Source organism: Brevundimonas intermedia (genome assembly GCF_004614235.1).
Classification (GTDB): domain Bacteria; phylum Pseudomonadota; class Alphaproteobacteria; order Caulobacterales; family Caulobacteraceae; genus Brevundimonas; species Brevundimonas intermedia_A.
Genome location: NZ_SPVH01000001.1, coordinates 191,219 through 204,777, shown reverse-complemented (window position 1 = coordinate 204,777; position 13,559 = coordinate 191,219). Strand labels below are relative to the sequence as shown.

13 protein-coding genes and 1 tRNA gene are annotated in these 13,559 nt (G+C 68.7%); 5 read left to right on the top strand and 9 right to left on the bottom strand.

Going from position 1 to position 13,559, the window contains the following annotated elements; translation table 11 throughout:
- Nucleotides 1–2 precede the first annotated feature (2 nt).
- The 4 genes from EGY25_RS00935 to EGY25_RS00920 form a co-directional block, all read right to left on the bottom strand.
- Nucleotides 3–4,253: a translocation/assembly module TamB domain-containing protein gene (locus EGY25_RS00935; protein ID WP_135193186.1), complete on the bottom strand. Its 4,251-nt coding sequence runs from the start codon at nt 4,251–4,253 to the stop codon at nt 3–5.
- Nucleotides 4,250–6,043, bottom strand: a complete 1,794-nt coding sequence (locus tag EGY25_RS00930) for an autotransporter assembly complex protein TamA (RefSeq protein WP_135193185.1) — start codon at nt 6,041–6,043, stop codon at nt 4,250–4,252. Before EGY25_RS00930 ends, EGY25_RS00935 begins: the two co-directional genes overlap by 4 nt.
- A gap of 44 nt (nt 6,044–6,087) precedes the next feature.
- Nucleotides 6,088–6,354, bottom strand: coding sequence for a hypothetical protein (locus EGY25_RS00925; protein ID WP_135193184.1), 267 nt, complete (start codon nt 6,352–6,354; stop codon nt 6,088–6,090).
- Nucleotides 6,355–6,428: 74 nt separating this feature from the next.
- On the bottom strand, nt 6,429–7,511 hold the full coding sequence (locus EGY25_RS00920) for a CaiB/BaiF CoA transferase family protein (protein ID WP_135193183.1): 1,083 nt from the start codon (nt 7,509–7,511) through the stop codon (nt 6,429–6,431).
- Nucleotides 7,512–7,604: 93 nt separating this feature from the next.
- Here EGY25_RS00920 and EGY25_RS00915 point away from each other — a divergent pair.
- From EGY25_RS00915 to EGY25_RS16385, 3 genes are all read left to right on the top strand, one after another.
- Nucleotides 7,605–7,681: transfer RNA gene (locus EGY25_RS00915), tRNA-Lys, on the top strand.
- 90 nt (nt 7,682–7,771) lie between these two features.
- Complete coding sequence (locus EGY25_RS00910; protein ID WP_135193182.1) at nt 7,772–8,326, top strand: hypothetical protein; 555 nt, start codon at nt 7,772–7,774, stop codon at nt 8,324–8,326.
- Nucleotides 8,327–8,372: 46 nt separating this feature from the next.
- Nucleotides 8,373–8,510: a hypothetical protein gene (locus tag EGY25_RS16385; RefSeq protein WP_167762442.1), complete on the top strand. Its 138-nt coding sequence runs from the start codon at nt 8,373–8,375 to the stop codon at nt 8,508–8,510.
- Here the strand turns inward: EGY25_RS16385 and EGY25_RS00905 are convergent.
- From EGY25_RS00905 to EGY25_RS00890, 4 genes are all read right to left on the bottom strand, one after another.
- A complete protein-coding gene (locus EGY25_RS00905; protein ID WP_135193181.1) occupies nt 8,507–8,812 on the bottom strand; it encodes a hypothetical protein in 306 nt (101 codons plus the stop codon). The two genes, EGY25_RS16385 and EGY25_RS00905, sit on opposite strands and share 4 nt — an antisense overlap.
- A gap of 2 nt (nt 8,813–8,814) precedes the next feature.
- The gene (gene tgt, locus EGY25_RS00900; protein ID WP_135193180.1) at nt 8,815–9,927 is read right to left on the bottom strand and encodes a tRNA guanosine(34) transglycosylase Tgt; all 1,113 of its coding nucleotides are present in this window, start codon (nt 9,925–9,927) and stop codon (nt 8,815–8,817) included.
- On the bottom strand, nt 9,924–10,409 hold the full coding sequence (locus EGY25_RS00895; protein ID WP_245159285.1) for a hypothetical protein: 486 nt from the start codon (nt 10,407–10,409) through the stop codon (nt 9,924–9,926). Before EGY25_RS00895 ends, tgt begins: the two co-directional genes overlap by 4 nt.
- A gap of 76 nt (nt 10,410–10,485) precedes the next feature.
- Complete coding sequence (locus EGY25_RS00890) at nt 10,486–11,247, bottom strand: tRNA1(Val) (adenine(37)-N6)-methyltransferase (protein ID WP_135193179.1); 762 nt, start codon at nt 11,245–11,247, stop codon at nt 10,486–10,488.
- Between the two features lie 122 nt (nt 11,248–11,369).
- On the opposite strand from EGY25_RS00890, the gene EGY25_RS00885 reads away from it, so the two are divergent.
- Complete coding sequence (locus tag EGY25_RS00885) at nt 11,370–12,386, top strand: polyprenyl synthetase family protein (protein WP_167762441.1); 1,017 nt, start codon at nt 11,370–11,372, stop codon at nt 12,384–12,386.
- Nucleotides 12,383–13,018, top strand: a complete 636-nt coding sequence (locus EGY25_RS00880) for a squalene/phytoene synthase family protein (protein WP_135193177.1) — start codon at nt 12,383–12,385, stop codon at nt 13,016–13,018. The genes EGY25_RS00885 and EGY25_RS00880 overlap by 4 nt, the downstream gene beginning before the upstream one ends.
- Before the next feature lies 1 nt (nt 13,019).
- On the opposite strand, the gene EGY25_RS00875 is transcribed toward EGY25_RS00880, so the two are convergent.
- Complete coding sequence (locus tag EGY25_RS00875) at nt 13,020–13,511, bottom strand: MarR family winged helix-turn-helix transcriptional regulator (protein WP_135193176.1); 492 nt, start codon at nt 13,509–13,511, stop codon at nt 13,020–13,022.
- Nucleotides 13,512–13,559 lie beyond the last annotated feature (48 nt).

Here is a 13,559-nt window from a genome sequence, read left to right as displayed (position 1 = left end):
TCTCAGCGGGTGCGACGACCGCGATTCGGACGACGGTCGCCGGCCTCGCGGCTTTCGTGGCGCCAGCGGATCGACAGGCTGGTGTCGCCCTGACCGCCGAACTGCGAGCTGACGGCGATGTTGCGCCGGGGCTGCCACTCGACCTTGACCGCCGCGCCGCTCTCGCCGCCGCCGATGACCTCCAGATAGACGTCGTCGGTGATGTAGCGACCGCCCGCGACCGTGACCGCAGAGGCCTCGCCGCCGAAGGACAGCCGGTCCAGACCCGCCAGTTCGCGCAGATTGCCGATCACGTCGAACCCGCCGCCGCCCGCCAGGGCCGCGACCCCCGCCGCCAGCTGCGCCGCCTCGAAGGCCGACAGCTGCGACGCCGACCGCCCGAACAGCACCTGCGACAGTATTTCGTCCTGCGGCAGGGAAGGGGTCGAGGTCAGGGCGATCTTCGGTTCGGCCGCCGTGCCGGTGACGTTGATCGAGGCGGTCAGGGCGGCATCCTCGCGTGTCGCCGCCAGGTTCAACCGGATCTGTTTGGGATCGGTGGAAAGCGTCACCCGGCCGGTGTCGTCGAACACGAACCGCTTACCCGCGAACTCATAGTCGCCGCGCACCACATTGGCCGAGCCCGTCAGTTGCGGATTTGCGATCGTGCCGCGCACCCGCGCATTGACGTCCAGCACCACGTTCAGGCCGCGTCCGTTGACCCGCACCTTGCCGCCGGTCGAGCGCAGGGCGATGTCCATGCCGATCTGCGGGCCGCGCGCCTTCTGTTCGGTCTCCTCCGGATCGCCGCCGGGCCGGTTGATCTCGACCACATCCATGGAGACGATGCCGGTGGCGCCCGGGAGTTCCGGCTGGATATTGGCCTCGTCGATGTCGATCCGGCCGCCCAGCTGGATATTGCCGTCCGCGCCGCGAACGATGGTGATCGGGCCAGAGGCGCGCGCTTCGGCGATGTCGTTGTCGATGACGCGGAAGCGGCTCAGCGTCAGCTGCGCGTTCGATCCCGATCCCTGACGCAGGCCGACGCGGCCTTGGCCGGTCACTGTGCCGCCGGAGCCATCGTTGGCCGTGAAGGTCTCGATCTGCGCCGTCGTGTCGTCGAACCGGGTCCGCAGGGTCATGTCGCCCAGCACCAGGCCGACGGCGTTCTCGCGATAGCTGCCCTGGCTCAGGTCGAACCGACCGTTCAGGCGCGGCGCGTTCAGGGTGCCGGCCAGGGTCGCCTGACCGTTGACCTGACCCGCCAGACTGCGTTCGCCGCCCAGGAACAGGTCCCAGATCGGCTGGATCTGACCGTTGATCGACACCCGGCCCGACATCTCGCGCGTCCGGGCGATGGCCAGGCGCAGCGGCGCCGCCGAGGCCTCGACGGGCAGGACGACATCGGCGGAGGCCTGAACCGCGCCCTCGTCGACCGCCGTCGCCTTGATGGTCAGCCGGTCGCCGGCCAGGGTGGCGTCCACCCGACCGTCCACCGCCAGGCCCCGCGGCGCATCGATGCTGCGCACGTTCTGCAGCGCGATGTTGGCCGTTCCCGACAGGTCGCTTCCAGCGCCGCGCATGGCCACCTGGCCTGTCACGCTGCCGCGCAGTTCGGGCGAGATCGACCCCAGGTCCACCTGCGTCAAATCGGCCTGGACCGCGACTGTGCGCGCGTCCTGTCGCAGGTCGGCCAGCAGCACGCCGCCCCCGACGCCCAGGTCCAGATGGGCCGTGCGGTTCGCGCCGTTCAAGGTGATCGAGGCCGGGCTGCGGGTCGTGAAGGCCACCTCGCGCACCCGACCGCCGCCGCGCAGCGTCAGGCCGTGGGTGGTGTTCTGGCGCGAATAGACGCCCGTGCCGTTGAACTGGGCCGGGTTCGGCCCGCCCACGTCCAGCGCCAGGGTGAAGGGGAGGTTGTTCAGCGTGCCGCGCCCGTCCAGGTCCAGGGTGCGGATGATCCAGCTCTGGCCCGCCAGCCGCACGTTGCGCCCGTTGACGTCCAGGATGGCGCTGTCCGATCCGCCGCCGTTCGTCAGGCGCACACGGCCGTTCGCCTCGCCCGAGGCCAGGAAGGCCCCGGCGCGCGCCGAGAATGTCAGGTCCGCGCTGGACGGGATATTGTCCGACAGGGCGACGGCGCCCTTGGCCGTCACGCCGCCCGCGTCCACGTCCAGATCCGTCAGGCGGATCTGCTTGCCGCCCAGGAAGAAGTTGCCCGAGGCGCGCGCGGGACCATAGTTCGATCCGCTGACGACCATGATCCGGCCGTCGGACGCATCCGCGCCCTTGCGGAAGCTCAGCGTCAGATCGGCGTTGTTCAGCGTCAGGGCGCCCGCCGTCACCTGCTGGAAGCCGGCGGTCAGGTCGACGCGCGGCTGGGACAGGGTGCCGGTCAGGGCGCCGCGTCCATTCATGTCGCCGCCGATCTCGACCGGCCCGGCCGCGAACGGCCCGCGCGCGTTCCAGTCCAGTGCCAGCCTCAGATTACCCGCCGTCTCGATGATGCCCTTGGCCCCGGCGCGACCGGCCGCCCCGGTCAGTTCACCGCGCTCGACCTCGATTCGCCCGCCGTTCAGCTTGCCCGCCAGTTGCAGGCGGGGCGTCTTGCCCAGCAGACGATCCAGTTCGGACATGCCGACGGTCAGGTTTCGCCCCCGCCCGTCGAAGTTCAGGACCCAGGGCGCGCCCGTTCGGGCCGACGACGCGCGGATCGGCCCGCCGAAGGCGCCGCGCGCCTCGGGCAGGACGCGTGAGGCGTCGGTCAGTTGCGCGTTGCCGCGAAAGCTCATCCCGCCCAGCAGATTGCGTGAGCCCGAGCCGTTCAGGCTCAGACCCTGGCCCTGCAAATCGACCTTCTCCAGCAGTATGGCGCCGTCCTTCATCCGCGCGGCCTGCATCTGCACGCGCGGCGCCGAACCCAACAGGCCGCCGATGATGCCTTCACCCGACCCGCCGTTGGCGCGGATATCGCCGTCGAAGTCCATGCGGCCATTCTTGACCGCGACGTTCAGCGGCCCGGCGATGCGGGTCGCGCGATAGCTGGCGACATTGGCGTTCAGCAGCGTCGCCTGACCGTTCAGGCTCCAGGTCTCGGCGTCGCCCTTGAACAGGCCGGAATAGGCGGCCGGCCCGGCGACATCGGACCCCACCAGTCGGCTCAGCGACGCCGTCTGGATGTTCAGCGTGATCCCGTCCGGGGAACTGCGGTCCGCGTTGCGTATCAGGCCGCGCGCCTCGGACTGGACGTTGTCGGAGATGAGCTTCCACGCCACGCCCTGGCTGGCCTTGTCCGGCGTCAGGACCATGGCGAAGCCGAAACGCGCCGTGCGGCCGACACGGGTGACGAACGGCTCCAGCAGGTCCGAGCCGCTGAAATCGGCGAAGCCCGAGACGCGCGATCCCTTGTCGCCGAAATGCCCCTGGATGATCAGGGGAACGAACTGCCCCGTCTGGACGCGGGCGTTGACGATATCGGCGTTCAGCACCGCGACCGCCGAGAACGGCTGGTCGGGCGAATAGCCCAGGGCGCCGGCCAGCGGGCCGCCCTGGACCTCGTTGGCGCGCAGGTTCAGGCGCGTGTCTTCCAGCTTGCCGCCGAAGGTCGCGGCCAGACGCAGATAGTCGCCAGGCCGGTTCAGGCTGTCGGCGTTGACGGTGGCGCTCTTGGCACCGGTGCGCGGCAGGCTGGCGTTCCCCGACACGCTCCAACGGCCGTATTCCTTGGAGAAGCCCTCCATCAGTTCGATGTTGGCCGAGAACTTGTCGATCCGAACCGAGATCGGCTGCGGGCTGGGCGGCTCGCCGCTGGGCGGCTCGACCACAGGCCGGCGCAGGACGCGAACGGTCTCGGCCTTGATGTCGTTGGCGTGGAAGCTGCGGCCCACAAGCGCCAGATACGACCAGTCCATGCTGAGGTTGTTCACCTCCAGCCAGACGCCCTGACTGTCGGCCAGGGTGACGCGGTCGATGGTGAAATCGCTAAGCAGATCGCCCTTCAGCCCATAGACCTTCAGCCGGCCATAGCGGCTGATCTTGAGGTCCTGCAGCCGCTGCAGCACCATCTCCCGACCACCGTCCGAGGCGATGTAGTAACGCCCGCCCACCAGGGCGGCGGCGATCAGCACCAGCAGGCCCGCAATGACCGCGCCGGTAATCAGGGCGATGCGTTTCAACCATCCGCGCCGCGCCTTCCTGGGCCGCGCGGCCTTGGTCGGGGGCGTCTCTTCCGGTGTGACTTCCGGTGGCGTGGCTTCAGGCGGTGTGTCGGTCAAAACGCCTGCCCGATGCTGATGTAGATCTGGAAGGCCGAGTCGCCTTCACTCTTGTTCAACGGCACGGCCACGTCCGCCCGGATCGGCCCGAACGGCAGCATGTAGCGCACGCCCACGCCCGCGCCGTAGCGCATGTTGGTCAGGTTCGGCGTCTCCTGGAAACCCACCGAACCGGCGTCAACGAAGGCGACGGCCTGGAAGCTCTGACCGATCGACTGACGCACTTCGAATGAGGTCTCGAACAGCGACAGACCCCCGCGCGGCGTCCCGTCCGGCAGCTGCGGATTGACGCCCTGATAGGAATAGCCCCGCACCGACCCGCCGCCGCCGGAATAGAACAGGCGATCCGACGGCACGTTCAGCTCGCTGCCGCCGACGATGGATCCGATCTTCATGCGTCCGGCCAGGATGGTTCGGTCGCCGGCCACGGGGAAATAGGCCGTCCCTTGCGTCTCAGTGCGCAAGAACAGGATGTTGCTGTCGCCCGTCACCGCCGTCGGCTGCACCGCCAGATTGACGCGCCAGCCCTTGGTCGGGTTCAGCGGATCGTTGGACTGGTCGATATAGGCGCTGGTCCGCGCGGTGACGATCGCCAGGTTGCGGTCGAAGTCGACGCGCTGCGGGGGCAGGGTGGTGAAGTCGTAGCGCGTCTCGCTGTACTGGCCCGCATCCAGCCCGATGCCATAGTTGAAATAGGAGGTCTTGCCGATGCGCTGCTGCAGGTCGGCATAGAGGACCAGGGCTGTGCGCACATAGGCGTCGGTGTCTTCGTTCACCACCGCCGCGCCCAGCTTCAGCGTTCGACCGGGCCGTCGCCAGTGAGGCAGGGACAGGTCCGCGCCGATCCGGCTGTCGATGTCCGCCAGCCGCGCTTCCAGCCGCAGGGTGTCGGCCCGGCCGAAGCGGTTGTAGCGGGTCTGGATCACGTCCACCCCGGCGCCTTCGGCCGTGGACCAGGTGGCGCCCGCTTCCAGCACGCGGCGCGGCCGGTCCTGCAGGCTGACGATCACAGGACGCAGACCGTCCGCGGTGACCTGATCCAGAGGCGACAGGGCCACGCCGATGCCGTCATAGACGCCGGTGTCCAGCAGTCTGCGCTCCAGCTCGGCGACCTGGTCGGGGTCGTAGCGGTCGCCCTCGTTCCACGGCGCCAGGCCGGCGACCCACTCGGGATTGGTCCGACCTCGTGTCGACAGTCGCACGCCGTCCAGCCGCACCAGAGCCCCCGAGGCGATCCGGTATTCCGGTGCGACGGTGAAGGCGGCGTGGTCCACCACCACCCGACGCGGATTGGCCTTGGCGTCGGCGTAACCGTCGCGCACCAGGGTCGCCACCAGCCGCCCCTCGCCTGAGATGACATCTGCCGCCCGACCGGGGTCTCCGGCCTTCAGGGCGATGGCCGTCCGGGCCTTGTCGGCCGCCTCGGCCTCGGGCGCGGGATCGACCCACTGAATGGTCGGGTCGGTAAGAAGGAAACGCCGACCCGGTTCGACCGAGACGATGGCGACCGGCGTCTCCTCGCCCTCGACGATGTCTTCCACGACCGGCTGGTAATAGGCCTCTGAGCGCAGCAGGGCTGTGGCCGAGGTCACCGCGCTTTCGGCCCGCCGTCGGGCCTCGAACCGGCTGGCGGGCGCACCATCGACCTCGCCCACGGCGCGTTCCAGCGCCCGGCGCAGCTCGGTGTCCATATCGCCGCGGATCTGGGCGCGGGGGTCCGCCGCCGCTGCATGGGCGCAGGCCGAAAAGGCCGCGAGGGTCGCGACCAGCAGGTTAGGCCTGAACGTCAAACTCGATCTCTCGTCAAAACTGCGCCCCCCGGCAAACCTGCTCGTTAGTAGAACAGGGTCTCGCTCTCGGGTTGGACCGTCTGTTCCGACGTGCGTTCATCAGGCGGAAGGCTGCTGGACGGCGGGGGCGTGGGGGTCGGGTCCTGCACCTCGGGCGCAGGCGGCGGCGTTTCTTCCTTGATCGGCGGGGGAGCAGCCTCGACCGGCGCTTCGACGTAATCGTCGTCATTCCTCGACGGACGGTCGTCGCAGGCGGAGAGCGCAAACACGCTCAATACGGCGGCGGCCAGAACGAAAGTCGAGCGTGTCATGAAAGTCCCCGGGTCTTCGTCCATGCAACGCCTGCCGCGCTAAGCCGTTCCCTTAGCGTTGAAAACTGCGCTGGTCATCCCGCGCGATGGGACCATTTTGTGACCATCTGGTCCAGCGTCAGCGCAGTCTTTGGACCGGGCTCCGCCGCCTTGCCGTCGAACAGGGGCGCGGGTCGCGGCAGGCCGTCGTGGAATGTCCCCCTGGCCTGATTGTGCGGATGTTTGGGTGCCTCGCCCAGGCTGAGGATCGGCGTGACGCAGGCCTCGGTCCCGGCGAAATGGGCGCTCCAGTCGTCACGGTCCCGGCTCGCGAACAGGGCGGCGAGCCGCGCCTGAAACGCGGGCCAGGCGGCGATGTCGTACTGAACCGCTTCGGCCGGGTCGATCCCCAGCCCCGCGAGCAGGGCGGAATAAAAACGGGGCCCCAGCGCCGCCACCGCCACGAACCCGCCGTCGCGACAGGCGTAGCACCGATAGAAGGGCGCCCCCCCGTCCAGCAGATTGGCCCCGCGCCGCTCGCTCCACATCCCCTGACCGCGCAGGGCCTGGAACAGTCCGCCCAGCAGGGCCGCGCCGTCGGTCATGGCCGCATCGACCACCCGACCCCGCCCGGTAGTCCTCGCTTCCACAAGCGCCGCCAGCACGCCCACGACCAGCAGCATGGCCCCCCCGCCATAGTCGCCCACCAGGTTCAGCGGCGGGGAGGGCGGACGATCCGCCTCGCCCATGGCGTGCAGCACGCCCGACAGGCCGATGTAGTTCAGGTCATGCCCCACGGCGTTCGCCAGCGGCCCCGTCTGACCCCAGCCCGTCACTCGCCCGAACACCAGCGCGGGCTTCCGGGCCTGCAACACCTCTGGCCCATAGCCCAGCCGCTCCATGACGCCGGGCCTGAACCCCTCGATCACCGCGTCCGCGCCATCGATCAGTGTCAAAATGCGCTCACGGTGGTCAGCCGACTTCAGATCGACTGGCACGAAGGCCCGCCCCCGATGCAGCACCGCCCCGCCTACTTCGTCGAACACGGCTGGTCCCGCCGAGGCGTCGCGCGTCAGCCGCACCACCTCCGCCCCCAGGTCCGCCAGCATCATGCCGGCGAAGGTGACCGGCCCCAGGCCGTCGAATTCGATGATGCGGACGCCATTTAACGGTTGCATGCCACATGAGTAGCAGACCGGGACTTGACCGGAAGGCCGGATTACAACAGAAGGCGCCCTTCGACGGTTCGGCCAGCCCGGACGTCGCGCGGTGCGCCCTTAGCTCAGTTGGTTAGAGCATCTGACTTTTAATCAGAGGGTCCTCGGTTCGAGCCCGAGAGGGCGTACCATTTAAAGCCCGCTTCGGCGGGCTTTTTGCTGTCTGGCAGTTCTGCGGCCACGCTTTGATTGAAGAACGCGGCATGATCTAAGCCCGGCCCATGAAGCGTTTCTTCCTGCCCGCCCTCCTTTCGCTCGCGCTGACGGGTTGCAACGCCGGACGCTCCGCCATGGGCGGCGCCGAGCAGGTCGGGGCCGGGTTTGCGGCGGCGGCGACCGCGCCGCTGGAAGATTTCAACCTGCGCCGCCAGATCATCCCGACGGTGCTGTTGCAGGCGCAAGCCAACCCCTACGATCTGCGCAACCTGAACCAGTGCACCACCATCGGCGCCGAGGTGGCGCGGCTGAACGAGGCGCTGGGACCGGACACCGACGAGCCGCCGCGTCAGGACGGCTCGTTTCTGAGCGAACGCGCCGCCGATGCGGCGGCCAAGGCGGCGCTGGACGCCATTCGCGGCACGGCGACCGATTTCATTCCCGGCCGAAGCTGGATACGCCGCCTGAGCGGCGCCGAGCAGCACAGCAAACACGTCCAGTCCGCCATCCAGTCGGGCCGGATGCGCCGCGCCTTCCTGAAGGGCATGGGGATGCAGAGAAACTGCGCCCCGCCGGCGGCCCCCAGCTGGTTCAGGCCCACGGTGCGGTCGCAGCGTTGACAGCCTGATCCATCGCGGCGAACGTGTTGCGTCCTGGAGTTAAGCCATGTCCCGCACCAAGCCGTCCGGTTTCCAGCAGATCGCCGTCATCCTGTTTGTGGCTTACGCGATACAGATTCTTTTGGGAGACGCGATCGGCGGCTTTATGGACGGCATGATCATCGGCTTCACCGACGAAATTTAACGGCTGGAGGTTCGCCGCCGGTCTCTACGGTCGCCCCTGATCTGGACCGTGCCGTCCTTGGCGAAGGCCTCGAAGGACGCTTTGTCGATGTTGCGGAACTCGCCGGTCCGGTCCCAGTCCCAGTCGAAGGAGATGCGCTCGCCCTTGTGCGCGAACTTGCCGGACCAGTGGGCGAAGAACGAATATTTGTCGCCGCCGATGATGATGACGTGGCGGTGCAGGGCCGTTTCGTTCCCCGCATCGCGGGGCGGCTCTTCCAGATAGGTGTTGTAGGCGTGGAAGCCGGACTTCTCGATACGCATGATCAGTTCGACGTGTGGCGAGCGTGGAAGTCGCGGCGGAACTGTTCGAACCGGCCTTCCGAAATCGCGGCGCGCATGGCGGCCGTCAGGGCCTGGTAGAAGGCGATATTGTGCCAGCTGAGCAGGACCTTGCCGAGGATTTCGTCGGCGCGGATCAGGTGGTGCAGATAGGCCTTTGAATACTGCGACGACGGCCCGTCGATGGCGGGGTCCAACGGATTCTGGTCTTCGGCGAAGCGGGCGTTCTTCAGGTTCAGCGGGCCGTCCCAGGTCCAGGCCTGGCCGTGGCGGCCGGCGCGGGTCGGCAGGACGCAGTCGAACATGTCCACGCCGCGCCAGACGGCCTCGACCAGATCGATCGGCTTGCCCACCCCCATCAGATAGCGGGGGCGGTCGGCGGGCAGCATCTCGGGCGCATAGTCCAGCACCTCACACATGGCCTGGTGGCCTTCGCCGACGGCCAAGCCGCCGATGGCGTAGCCGTCGAAGCCGATCTCTTGCAACTGATCCGACGACTGGCGACGCAGGTCTTCGAACGTCGAACCCTGCTGGATGCCGAACAGGGCCTGATGCTCGCGCTCGCCGAACCGGGCCTTGGACCGGGCGCCCCAGCGGATCGACAGCTCCATCGCCTTTTGCGCCGCGTCCCGCTCGGCCGGCCAGGAGACGCACTGGTCCAGTTGCATCGAGATGTCGGCGCCGATCCGGTCGGCCTGGATCTCGATCGAGCGTTCGGGCGTCAGGACGTGTTTTGAGCCGTCGATGTGGGAGGAGAAGGTCACGGCCTCTTCCTTCACCTTCGAAATCCCGGCCAGGGACATGACCTGGAAGCCGCCGCTGTCGGTCAGGATCGGCTTGTCCCAGCCCATGAATTTGTGGAGGCCGCCCAGCCGCTCCATCCGCTCGGGGCCGGGGCGTAGCATCAGGTGATAGGTATTGCCCAGGATGATGTCGGCGCCGGTCGCCTTGACCTGGTCCACCGTCATGGCCTTGACCGTGGCGGCCGTGCCCACGGGCATGAAGGCGGGGGTGCGGATGTCGCCGCGTGCGGTCTTCAGCACGCCGGTGCGGGCGCGGCCTTCGGTGGCGGAAATCTCGAAGGGGAAGGGCATCAGGCGATCAGTCGTTCAAGCTGTTCGACCCGCGCCAGATCCTTGGGGCGGCCGAACAGGCGGTACAGGGCGATATGGTCCCGGATGTCGGGCACGAACAGGGGCGTATCCTCGACGAAGACGAGGCGGCGTGAACCGAAGGCGACCTGGGTCCAGTCGGCGCCGTCGCGGGTCTCCAGATCGGCCATGACCTCGACCAGGATCGGCTGGTCAGGCGCACGACCGAAGACGGCCGAGCGGAACAGGCCTTCACCCGGATCTGCGATCACCTCGCCGCCCAGTTCCGCCAGCAGCGTGCGCGCGTCGCGCGGCGCACACAGAACGTCGATGTCGGGCACATGCAGGTCTGTCAGACCATACAGGGCCATGGCCGCGCCGCCGAAAATCCACCACGGCTCGCGCAGATCGCGCGCGGCCTCGCCGACGGCGATAAGGCCGTCTTCGAGATCTCGGGGCAGATCATGCGGAAGGTCGTCGGTTGACACGGAGCGCGCTCGTTTTCGTCAGGAGGCGGCATTTAGGCGTTCCGGCGGCGATTGACCACCCGAACGCCGCGCCGGATCACCAGTCCAGCGCCGCCTCGCCGCGCAGGATGGCCTCGGCCTGATCCGTGTGCTTGGCGCCATCGCGGTCGTGCAGCACCAGCGCAGGCAGCAGTCGCAGCGGCGCCCGCCCGGTCTTGATGGCGTGGACCAGCACACGTTTGGCCGGCTCGTCCGCGAAAGCGTGGACGGGCCGTATGGCGAAGGAACCGGCCTTTTCTCCCAACAGCGCCAACAGGTCAGCCAGCCGGTCCGCCCGGTGGACGACCACGATCCGCCCGCCTTCCTTCACCGCCTTCAGCAGGAAGTCAGTCCAGGCCTTCAGCCCGTCGTCGGCCATCCAGGCCCCTCGCTTGCCCTCGGCCGGCGCGCGCAAAGCCCCTGCGTCGTCGAAGAAGGGCGGATTGGACACGGCCCAGTCGCCAGGTTCGACCCCCAACGCCCTGAATCCCGCCGCCACGTCGCCCTGTCGAATCGCAGTGGTCGCGGCGACCCCGTTCAGCGCCGCGTTCTCCACCGCCAGCGCCGCCATCGCCGGATCGCGCTCCAGCCCCGTCAGCACGACCCCCGGCGGCCGCCGCGCCGCGATTTGCATCAGAACCGCGCCCGCGCCGCATCCCGCCTCGATCACGCTCTGGCCCGCTTCCGCAGGAACCGCCGCCGCCAGCAGGGCCGCATCCATTCCGGCGCGATAGCCGCGCGCGGGTTGACGCAGGCGCACCCGGCCGTTCAACAGGCCGTTCTCGACGATTTCCGTCGGCAGGGTTTCGACCGCGTCCAAGCCTCAATCTCCTTGACCCTCAAGGGGTCGAACATCATTGTGCGCCGCAACTCGCGGGGGCAAGCCGGCCCGGCCGCAAAATCCTTCGACGCGGTTCGCCGCGCCAGTGAAAGAGTATCCGTTTGGACGTCGCCATCGCCGCCGCTCCCCGCCCGAAGGGGGACGTCAACGCCCTTGTCCGGCTGGCTGAGGTCGACATGGCCGCCGTGGACGCCCTGATCCTGGATCGGATGCAGTCGGACGTGCCGATCATCCCCAAGCTGGCCGAGCATCTGGTGTCGGCGGGCGGCAAGCGCCTGCGTCCGCTGATGACCGTCGCCGCCGCCCGCGCTGTAGGCGCCCAGGGCGACATCGACGCGCCGCTGAAGCTGGCCGCTGCGGTCGAGTTCATCCACACCGCCACCCTGCTGCACGACGACATCGTCGATGCGTCCGAGCTGCGTCGCGGCAAGGTCGCCGCCCACCTGATCTGGGGCGCGCCGACCAGCGTTTTGGTTGGCGACTTCCTGTTCGCCCGCGCTTTCGAGTTGATGGTCGAGACCGATTCGATGCGCGCCCTGGGCATTCTGGCCGAGGCGTCGCGCGTGATCTCCGAGGGCGAGGTGCTGCAACTGACCCGCGCCCACGACCTGAACCTGGACCAGGCCACCTATCTGCAGATCATTTCGGCCAAGACCGCCGAACTGTTCGCCGCCGCCGCCGAGGCCGGCGCGGTGGGCGCCGGCGCCGATCCGGCCGCGACCAAAGCCTTGCGCGACTACGGCATGGCCCTGGGCATAGCCTTCCAGCTGGCCGACGACGCGCTGGACTACGGCGCGACGGCCGAGGCCCTGGGCAAGAACGCCGGCGATGACTTCAACGAGGGCAAGGCGACCCTGCCGCTGCTGCTGGCCGTCGCCCGCACCAAGGGCCGTGAAGAGGCCTTCTGGGAGCGCACCGTCACTAAGGGCGAGCGCACGCCCGAGGACTTCACCCGCGCCCGCGAACTGATCATCGGCTCGGGCGCCATCGGTGCCACGCTGGACCTGGCCGGCGACTATGCCGATCAGGCCAAGGCGGCCCTGTCGGTTCTGCCGTCCAGCGACTGGCGCACGGCGTTGGAAGACCTCGCCGATTTCGCGGTGTCGCGCGCAGCTTGACCGAGGCTGCGGATACCCTCAACCAACAGGTCCGCACCGCCGACCTCGACCGCTGGCTGTCCAGCCGCCTGGTTTCGGACGAACGCGCCCGCGCCGACCTGATCGCGCTGTACGCCTTCGAGGCCGAACTGATGGCCATCCCCACGCGCGTGACCCAGCCTCTGCTGGCCGAGATGCGCTACACCTGGTGGGCGGAACAGATGGACGGCGTCTTCGCCGGGGTGCCGCGCAAGGGCCATCCGGTGCTGGAGGCCCTGACCGATCTCGTCGCCCGCCACGGCCTGAACCGCGCCCCGTTCGACGCCCTGATCGAGGCCCATATCGGCCGCGTGCGCGAAGAGCCGCACGACCTGGACGTCTTCTACGTCGGGCCGATGCAGGTTGGGGTTCTGATCCTGGCAGGCGAGGGCAATGACACGGCCGTCGCCGACGCAGGCCGTGTCTGGGGACTGGCGCAGACCGGTCGGTTGGAAGAGGCGGCGGCCCTGCGATCCGCCGCCAACACCGCGCTGAAGCGTCTGCCGCCGGTCGGCTTCCCCGCCGTCGCCCATGCCGCCCTGACCGACCCGAACCGGCCCGAACCGTTGAAGCGGCTGCGCCTGCTGTGGGCCGTGTTGCGCGGCCGGATCTGACCTAGCCGGTCAGGCCGCCGATCAGGCGCGCCAGCAGGGCGTTCAGCGTCTTCTGTTCCTCAGGCGACAGGCCGGCCAGCGCCTCTCGCGCCGTGTGCTGATGGCTGGGCATGATCGAATCGATCAGGTCGAACCCCTTGTCGGTCAGGCGAACCAGCGTGGCCCGGCGGTCGCTCGGGTGCGGGCGGCGCTCGACCAAACCCGCCTTTTCCAGCCGGTCGATGCGGGCGGTCATGCCGCCGGATGACATCATCGCCGCCTCGAACAGCGCCGTCGGGGTCAGCCCGTCTCGCTCGCTAGAGCGACGCAGCGTCGCCAGCACGTCGAACTCGCCATGCTGCAAGCCATAGCGCGCGAACAGCGGCGTCTGACGCTCGCGGATCAGCAGCTGCGACGCCTCGTTGAGGCGGCCCAGCACCTCCATCGGCAGCATGTCGAGGTCGGGACGTTGGATGGCCCATTGGGCGGCGGCGCGAGAGGCTCTGTCGGGCATGGTTATCTTGACATCGAGATACTTGAGGTCGAGAGACTAGCGCGATTT

Coding starts and splice junctions, on each gene's coding strand:
- EGY25_RS16385 (WP_167762442.1), top strand. CDS start 8,373: ATGTCCCGCACCAAGCCGTCCGGTTTCCAGCAGATCGCCGTCATCCTG.
- EGY25_RS00905 (WP_135193181.1), bottom strand. CDS start 8,812: ATGCGTATCGAGAAGTCCGGCTTCCACGCCTACAACACCTATCTGGAA.
- EGY25_RS00920 (WP_135193183.1), bottom strand. CDS start 7,511: ATGCAACCGTTAAATGGCGTCCGCATCATCGAATTCGACGGCCTGGGG.
- EGY25_RS00910 (WP_135193182.1), top strand. CDS start 7,772: ATGAAGCGTTTCTTCCTGCCCGCCCTCCTTTCGCTCGCGCTGACGGGT.
- EGY25_RS00925 (WP_135193184.1), bottom strand. CDS start 6,354: ATGACACGCTCGACTTTCGTTCTGGCCGCCGCCGTATTGAGCGTGTTT.
- EGY25_RS00875 (WP_135193176.1), bottom strand. CDS start 13,511: ATGCCCGACAGAGCCTCTCGCGCCGCCGCCCAATGGGCCATCCAACGT.